Raw genomic sequence first — 734 nt, 5'->3', positions numbered from 1 at the left:
GCCGGCGAGGGCCAATAAGATGACCCGTACACACACACTTGCGCCTCACACTCTTATACAACGGACTCTAAAGACCATGACCGCAGCACGCCTTAGCTCCCTGTCACTGTTCACCCTGGCCGGTGCGCTGATCAGCGCCCAGACGTTCGCCCAAGTGGTGCCCAACGCCGGTACGTTTATCCGCGAACTGGAAACCGAACCCACCCCCGCGGTTAACAATGCCGGGGCCGAGGTGGAACTGCCCAAGCCTGAGCAGGCGCCGGAAGCGGCCGAAGGTGGCGCCACGGTTGAGGTGAACCGCTTTAGCATTACCGGCAACCAGGCCTTTGACAGCGACACCTTACTGGGGCTGATTCGCGACCAACAGGGGCGCGACCTCACCCTGGCCGAGCTGCAACAAACCGCGGCGACCATCACCGCCTACTACCGCGAACAGGGCTACTTCTTAGCGCGGGCCTACCTGCCGCAACAAGACGTCAGCGATGGCGCCGTCACCATCGATGTACTCGAAGGCCGTTTGGGCAAAGTGGCCGTCAGCAACGACGCCCACACCCGCGACTTTGTGGTGAAGCGTCCGTTCCGCTCGCTGGCGCCGGATCAAATGCTCACCGCCGACGCGCTGGAAACCCCGCTGTTGCGCTTATCCGACATCCCCGGCATTGCGGTCAACACCACCTTAGTGCCCGGTGAAGAACTCGGCACCAGCGATTTAAACGTTAACGTCAGCCAAGGCC

The 734-nt window shown here is 62.0% G+C and carries 1 protein-coding gene; it reads left to right on the top strand.

Translation table 11 applies throughout. The features are described 5' to 3' along the window. Positions 1-76: 76 nt before the first annotated feature. A partial coding sequence (locus Q4563_RS15515) for a POTRA domain-containing protein (protein ID WP_303605095.1) occupies positions 77-734 on the top strand: 658 nt, incomplete at its 3' end.

The organism is Gilvimarinus sp. 1_MG-2023, assembly GCF_030548285.1.
The sequence above is the reverse complement of the archived record's forward strand: the minus strand, read 5'-3'. Positions and strand labels throughout refer to the sequence as shown.